The organism is Thauera sedimentorum (assembly GCF_014489115.1).
Classification (GTDB): Bacteria; Pseudomonadota; Gammaproteobacteria; order Burkholderiales; family Rhodocyclaceae; genus Pseudothauera; species Pseudothauera sedimentorum.
The window spans coordinates 2,115,122-2,121,543 of record NZ_JACTAH010000001.1 but is presented as its reverse complement, the minus strand read 5'-3'; the positions used below and the strand labels follow the sequence as shown (position 1 = coordinate 2,121,543).

Sequence of the window (6,422 nt, the reverse complement as noted above, 5' to 3'; positions counted from 1 at the left end):
CCGAACAGGACCGTGAAACGAGAACGCGCCGATGATAGTGAGGATACCCTCGCGAAAGTAGGTCATCGTCAGACTAACCCACAAACAAACGCCGCTCGATCACAACGATCCAGCGGCGTTTGGCCGTCTACAGAGTCTAATTGATCACCTTCGTGATCCGGGAGGACGGGCGCGTGCTTCGCGGCGCCTGCGCCATATGCCGCAACCCGTCAAAGGGGCCGGTGCTATCCTTGCCTGGCAACAGTGTCTTGTCGGGAGGGACTCCATGCAGGTATTGCCGGTGATTCTGAGCGGCGGTTCCGGGACGCGGCTCTGGCCATTCTCCAGAGAGCGCCACCCGAAGCAGCTTCTGGAGGTGGTGGAGGGGGCTTCGATGCTGCAGGCGACGGCCATGCGCTTGCGCGAGCTCGCCGATCAGCTGGATGTTTCCCCGACGCCTCTCGTTGTCTGCAATGAAGATTACCGCTTCTTGACGGCAGAGCAGCTGCTCGAGTGCGGCTACCCGACTGGTGACATCCTTCTTGAACCCGTTGGCCGGAATACCGCGCCGGCGCTGACGCTGGCCGCGCTGCTCGTGCTTGGCAGGCAGGATGACGGCTTGCTCCTGGTAATGCCGGCCGACCATGTCATTGCTGACGGCGGTGCCTTTGCACAGGCTGTCTCGGCTGGTGTTCCGGCTGCGCTCGCGGGCGACATCGTTACCTTTGGCGTGCGGCCATCGCGCCCGGAAACGGGTTACGGCTATATGCGTGTCGACAGGGCGGTGGATTCAGCTCCCCGGCCGGTCGAGGCGTTCGTCGAAAAGCCAGATGCGCGAACCGCGGAGCATTATCTTGCAGATGGACGTTACTTGTGGAATAGCGGCATCTTTCTGCTCAGGGCATCCGTCTGGCGGCGGGCCATCGGGCAGTTCTCGCCGGAGATCCTTCGTGCATGCGAAGACGCGGTTCAGCAGTCGATAAGGGATGTGGACTTCGTACGTGTGGGCGCGGAGGCTTTTTCTGCCTGCCCTTCCGACTCGATCGATTACGCGGTATTGGAGAAGTTGCCGGCAAGTCCGGACTGCGGGGTCGGCATCATGGCGGTACCGATGGATGCCGGTTGGTGCGATGTCGGCGCATGGGACGCATTGTGGGGTATATCGGCGAAGGATGCCGATGACAACGTGTTGCGCGGCGACGTAGTGGTCGAGGAAACGCGTTCGACCATGGTGATCTCCTCTGACCGCTTGGTCGCTTGCATCGGCGTTGAGGATCTCGTAGTGATCGAGACTGCTGACGCTGTGCTGGTGGCGCGCAAGGATGCCACGCAGGCGGTCAAGAACATCGTCGCACGTCTCAAGAGGGAAGGGCGCTCACAGGCCGACGCGCACCGCAAGGTGCATCGCCCCTGGGGGTACTACGATTCGATCGATGCGGGGGAGCGCTTCCAGGTCAAGAGAATCGTGGTGAAGCCAGGTGGCACGCTCAGCCTGCAGATGCATCATCACCGCGCCGAACACTGGATCGTGGTGCGTGGCACCGCTCGCGTCACACGCGGCGACGAGAGCTTTCTGTTGGCCGAGAACCAGTCGACCTACATACCGCTTGGAGTTTCGCACCGCCTGGAAAACCCAGGAAAACTGCCCTTGGAGATCATCGAGGTGCAATCCGGCAGCTATCTTGGTGAAGACGATATCGTGCGTCTGGCGGACTACTACGGTCGAGGCTGACAGGGAGAGGCGATCGATCTCTCCGCCAGTCTCGTACAGCCGACGCTGCTTACCAGAACTGCCACCAGGGACGCGTGTCAGCGGGGCCGCCGGCGAAATAGACGCTGTCCGGAAAGTTCTTGCGCATGACGCGCTCCGCGTCGTTGCGCAGATCGCTCATGCCCAGGGCGTCGTAACTCTGCATCAGCAGGAACAGCGCTTCCTCGATTGCGGGGGCCTGAGGATAGTTTGCGATGGCCGCCTGCGCGCGGTTGATCGCGGCGACATGGGCGCCACGGCGATGATAGTAGCGGGCGACATGGACTTCGTGTCCTGCGAGCGAATTCACCAGGTACTGCATCCGCATGCGGGCGTCGTCCGCGTAGCGGCTTTCCGGGAAACGTGTGACCAGCTCCTTGAAGGTGTCGAAGGACTCCTGGGCGCCCTTCGGGTCGCGCTCGGACAGATCCTGGTTCGCCAAGGCGGCAAGCAGGCCGAGGTCCTCGTTGAAGGTGACCAGACCCTTCAAATAGTAGGCGTAGTCGACATGCGGGTGGTTCGGGTGCAGCCGGATGAAGCGGTCGGCGGCGGCGAGGGCCAGCGCTGGTTCGTACGACTTGTAGTAGGCGTAGGCAATCTCGATCTGGGCCTGCTGGGCGAAGCGGCCGTAGGGGTAGCGCGCTTCGAGTTTCTCGAACAACTGGATCGCGCGGTCGTACCCGCCTTCGGTCATCGAGGCCTTGGCTTCGGAGTAAAGTTTCTGGGCGTTCCAGCCCGCCGTTTCGTCGATCTGTTCGGGTAGCAGGCCGCAACCGCCGAGCAGCAGAGCGCCAATAACCGCTAAACTTCGCAGGGTGAACCTAGCCATCGAGAACTCTCGCTTGAATGAACGCGACGATTATAGCCCAGAGGACGAGGAGCCCTTGTGCGTCGTCAGGATGATTCCGCCCGAACTTGGTGGCCTGCGGCTGGACAAGGTGTTGGCGACGCTGTTCGCGGATCACTCGCGCAGCCGACTGCAGGCCTGGGTGAAGGAGGGGCGCGTACGGCTTGACGGCACGCGGTCCGAATCCAAGCACAAGGTGCGCGGCGGGGAGGTGCTGCAGGTCGAGGAAGCGCCGGAGCTTGAGGTCGGTGCGGCGGAAGCCGAGGACATCCCGCTTTCGGTCGTCCATGAGGACGAGGTGATTCTCGTGGTGGACAAGCCCGCCGGTCTGGTGGTGCATCCCGGTAGCGGCAACTGGAGCGGAACGCTGCTCAACGCCTTGCTGCATCATGCTCCGCAACTGGTCGGGGTGCCGCGCGCAGGCATCGTTCACCGTCTCGACAAGGATACCTCGGGGCTGCTGGTGGTCGCGAAAACCCTGGTGGCCCAGACCGACCTGATCCGTCAGTTGCAGGCCAGAACCGTGAGCCGGCAGTATCTCGCATTGGTGCGTGGTCAGTTGAACGGAAGCGGGCGGATCGATGCGCCGATCGGCCGTCATCCGACCCAACGCACGAAGATGGCGGTAATCGAGGGTGGGCGGGAGGCCGCGACCCGGTACATCGTTCGCGAGCGATTCGCCGATTGCACTCTGGTGGAATGCGAACTGGAGACCGGCCGCACCCATCAGATCCGCGTGCACATGGCCCACAAGGGCTACCCATTGGTCGGTGATGCGGCCTACGGCAGCCGGCGGCGTGGCAACGTACTGCTCGACACCTTTCCGCGGCAGGCGCTTCACGCCTGGCGCCTGGGCTTGATTCATCCGTCGAGCCGGCAAGCCATGGACTGGGAGTCGGCGCTGCCGGAGGATTTCTCCAACCTTCTCCGCGAGCTGCGCAAGGCGGAACCGGATGTGTCCTGATTTCATCGTCCCCGACTGGCCCGTTCCGGACCGGGTGAAGGCAATCGTCACTACGCGCAAGGGTGGAGTGAGCGGCGGGGCGTACGACTCATTCAACCTGGCCAGCCATGTCGGGGATGATCCCGGGGCCGTGGCGGCGAACCGCGCTTCCCTGCGTGCCATCCTTCCCGGGGAGCCCTTCTGGCTGGAGCAGGTGCATGGCACGGAGGTCGTCATGCCCGAGACCGGCTCTGGGGAACCTGCTCCGCCTGCTGCGGATGCGTCGTGCACCCGGCAGCCTGGCGCGGTCTGCGTCGTCATGACCGCGGACTGCCTGCCGGTATTGTTCTGCGACGATGCCGGCTCGGTGGTCGCCGCCGCGCATGCAGGCTGGCGCGGGCTGTGCGCCGGCATACTCGAGCGTACGGTCGACGCCATGGGTGTCTCGCCCGAACGGCTCCATGCATGGCTGGGACCGGCGATCGGGCCCGAGGCCTTCGAGGTGGGCGACGAGGTGCGCACCGCGTTCCTGCGCGAGGATGCCGGCGCCGCGGCGGCCTTTGCGGTCGGGAAGGAACAGGGCAAGTGGCTGGCCGATCTGTACCTCCTGGCAAGGCTGCGCCTGGCACGGGCCGGTGTGGTCCGGGTGTTCGGTGGAGGGTTCTGCACCTACGCGGACGCGGAGCGTTTCTACTCCTATCGGCGGGATCGCGTCACCGGGCGGATGGCTTCGCTGATCTGGCTGGCACCCTGAGGCGGAATGGCTCACGAAGCGGCGAGAATGCCTATTGATTGACGTCGGAATCGGCTCTATCGTTGTGGCTCGCCTCTTCGGCCTGCCGCCTGGCTGCAGCGCGCCGGCGGGCGGGCGTGCCGAACAGCCACAGGTAGAGCGCCAGTGGGCCGAGGCCGAAGAACAGGAAGGTCAGCACGCCTCCCACCGCCGACGTGCTGGAGAGGGACGCGAGGATGGCGACGTAGAGCCATGCGATGGCGATGATGTACATGGCGCCGATTCTACTCCGGCAAGCGGGGCGGGAGCGGGCGCCGACGGCAGGTTGCAGGCCTGCCGCAACGATGCCTCAGGAGGGGCGGATGTCAGATTCAGATGAAAAGATCCCCGCGGCAGCCATGCAAGGCCTGGCGCAGTTCGGTCAGGTGATGGCACAAGGGTTTTTCGACATGCTGGCCAAGCAACATGCGGCGATGCAGGACTCGTCCGGCACTGCGGCGGCCGGCCTGCCCATGCCCGAGGCGGAGCGTCTTCAAGTCCTGCAGCGCAGTTTTGCCGAGAAACACGCCCAGCTGTGGTCGTCGATGCTGTCGCGCAAGAGCGGCGAGGCCGTGCCGCCGGTGGTTCAGCCGCCGGCCGGAGATCGGCGTTTCAGCGCGCCCGAGTGGGCGGAAAGCCCGGTCTTCGACTATGTTCGCCAGGCCTATCTGCTCAACGCCGGCTTCCTGCAGGAAGTCGCCGAACAGATGCCCATTGCCGATGGCCGCGCCAAGCAGCGCATCCAGTTCCTGACGCGTCAGTACATCGACGCCCTGGCGCCGACGAACTTTGCCGCCACCAACCCGGAGTTCATCAAGGCAGCCCTGGAAAGCAAGGGCGAGAGCATCTCGCGCGGCATCCAGAACATGCTCGACGACCTGAAGAAGGGCCGCATCTCGATGACGGACGATGCGGCCTTCGAGGTCGGTCGCAATCTCGCGGTCACCCCGGGCTCGGTGATCTACGAGAACGAGCTGATGCAGCTCATTCAGTACGCGCCGCTCACCGACAAGGTTGCGCAGGTGCCCTTGCTGATCGTGCCGCCGTGCATCAACAAGTTCTACATCATGGATCTCCAGCCGGAGAATTCCCTCGTGCGCTTCGCGGTGGAGCAGGGCTTCACGGTGTTCCTCGTCTCCTGGAAGAACCCCAAGCGCGAAGAGTCGTCCGCTACCTGGGACGACTACCTGGACAAGGGGCCGCTGGCCGCACTCGAGGTGGTGCGCGATGTCACCAAGGTGAAGAAGCCGAACGTGCTCGGCTTCTGTGTCGGCGGGACCATCCTGACCTCGGCGCTGGCCGTGGCCAAGGGGCGGGGCGAGGATCCGGTGTCCAGCCTCACGCTGATGACCACCTTGCTGGATTTCGCCGATGCCGGAGAGCTCGGCTGCCTGGTGGATGAGGCCAGCGTCACCGCGCGCGAAGCCGCCATAGGCAAGGGCGGTCTGCTGCCCGGGCAGGAACTGGCAAACGTGTTCTCCGCCCTGCGGGCGAACGATCTGGTGTGGCAGTACGTGGTGGGCAACTACCTCAAGGGCAAGAAGCCGCAGGCCTTCGACCTCCTCTACTGGAACGCGGACTGCACCAATCTGCCCGGCCCCTTCCTGACCTGGTATCTGCGCAACATGTACCTCGAGAACAATCTGCGCGTGCCGGGGCGGCTCAAGATGCTCGGCGTCAAGGTCGATCTGGGCAAGGTCGATGTGCCTGCCTACCTCATGGCTGCACGCGAAGACCATATCGTGCCGTGGAAGAGCGCCTATCTGTCGCGCGGGTTGCTTGGCGGTGATGCCACTTTCGTGCTCGGCGCGAGCGGCCACATTGCCGGTGCGATCAATCCGGCGACCAAGAACCGGCGTAGCTACTGGACCAGCGAGGCGAAGCTCAGCGATCCGGACGAATGGTTCGAGGGCGCGGTCGAGAACCCGGGTAGCTGGTGGCTGCACTGGGCGCAGTGGCTGAAGTCCTTCGGCGGCAAGCAGGTCGCCGCGCGCGGGCGCATGGGCAACGCGAAGTACAAGCCGATCGAGCCGGCGCCGGGGCGCTACGTCAAGGAGCGCGCCTGAGCACTTTGCCCGGCCGGAACGAGCGAATGCGGTAAGCGGCAGCGGAGAACGGGAGGGGCGCTGTC

The 6,422-nt window shown here is 64.4% G+C and carries 6 protein-coding genes; 4 read left to right on the top strand and 2 right to left on the bottom strand.

Going from position 1 to position 6,422, the window contains the following annotated elements; translation table 11 throughout:
• The first annotated feature begins 265 nt into the window (after positions 1–265).
• A complete protein-coding gene (locus IAI53_RS09740; protein WP_187717889.1) occupies positions 266–1,711 on the top strand; it encodes a mannose-1-phosphate guanylyltransferase/mannose-6-phosphate isomerase in 1,446 nt (481 codons plus the stop codon).
• Positions 1,712–1,760: 49 nt separating this feature from the next.
• Here IAI53_RS09740 and IAI53_RS09735 read toward each other — a convergent pair whose 3' ends face one another.
• Entirely contained in the window at positions 1,761–2,558 is a 798-nt protein-coding gene (locus IAI53_RS09735) for an outer membrane protein assembly factor BamD (RefSeq protein WP_187717888.1), read from the bottom strand.
• Between the two features lie 13 nt (positions 2,559–2,571).
• On the opposite strand from IAI53_RS09735, the gene IAI53_RS09730 reads away from it, so the two are divergent.
• Positions 2,572–3,540 (top strand): RluA family pseudouridine synthase, encoded by a 969-nt coding sequence (locus tag IAI53_RS09730; protein WP_432813918.1) that lies wholly within the window; start codon positions 2,572–2,574, stop codon positions 3,538–3,540.
• On the top strand, positions 3,530–4,273 hold the full coding sequence (gene pgeF, locus IAI53_RS09725) for a peptidoglycan editing factor PgeF (protein WP_187717887.1): 744 nt from the start codon (positions 3,530–3,532) through the stop codon (positions 4,271–4,273). Before IAI53_RS09730 ends, pgeF begins: the two co-directional genes overlap by 11 nt.
• A gap of 31 nt (positions 4,274–4,304) precedes the next feature.
• Here pgeF and IAI53_RS09720 read toward each other — a convergent pair whose 3' ends face one another.
• Positions 4,305–4,526, bottom strand: coding sequence for a hypothetical protein (locus IAI53_RS09720; protein ID WP_187717886.1), 222 nt, complete (start codon positions 4,524–4,526; stop codon positions 4,305–4,307).
• Positions 4,527–4,614: 88 nt separating this feature from the next.
• On the opposite strand from IAI53_RS09720, the gene IAI53_RS09715 reads away from it, so the two are divergent.
• Positions 4,615–6,357, top strand: a complete 1,743-nt coding sequence (locus IAI53_RS09715; protein WP_187717885.1) for a PHA/PHB synthase family protein — start codon at positions 4,615–4,617, stop codon at positions 6,355–6,357.
• Positions 6,358–6,422 lie beyond the last annotated feature (65 nt).

Coding starts and splice junctions, on each gene's coding strand:
- IAI53_RS09740 (WP_187717889.1), top strand. CDS start 266: ATGCAGGTATTGCCGGTGATTCTGAGCGGCGGTTCCGGGACGCGGCTC.
- IAI53_RS09735 (WP_187717888.1), bottom strand. CDS start 2,558: ATGGCTAGGTTCACCCTGCGAAGTTTAGCGGTTATTGGCGCTCTGCTG.
- pgeF (WP_187717887.1), top strand. CDS start 3,530: ATGTGTCCTGATTTCATCGTCCCCGACTGGCCCGTTCCGGACCGGGTG.
- IAI53_RS09720 (WP_187717886.1), bottom strand. CDS start 4,526: ATGTACATCATCGCCATCGCATGGCTCTACGTCGCCATCCTCGCGTCC.
- IAI53_RS09715 (WP_187717885.1), top strand. CDS start 4,615: ATGTCAGATTCAGATGAAAAGATCCCCGCGGCAGCCATGCAAGGCCTG.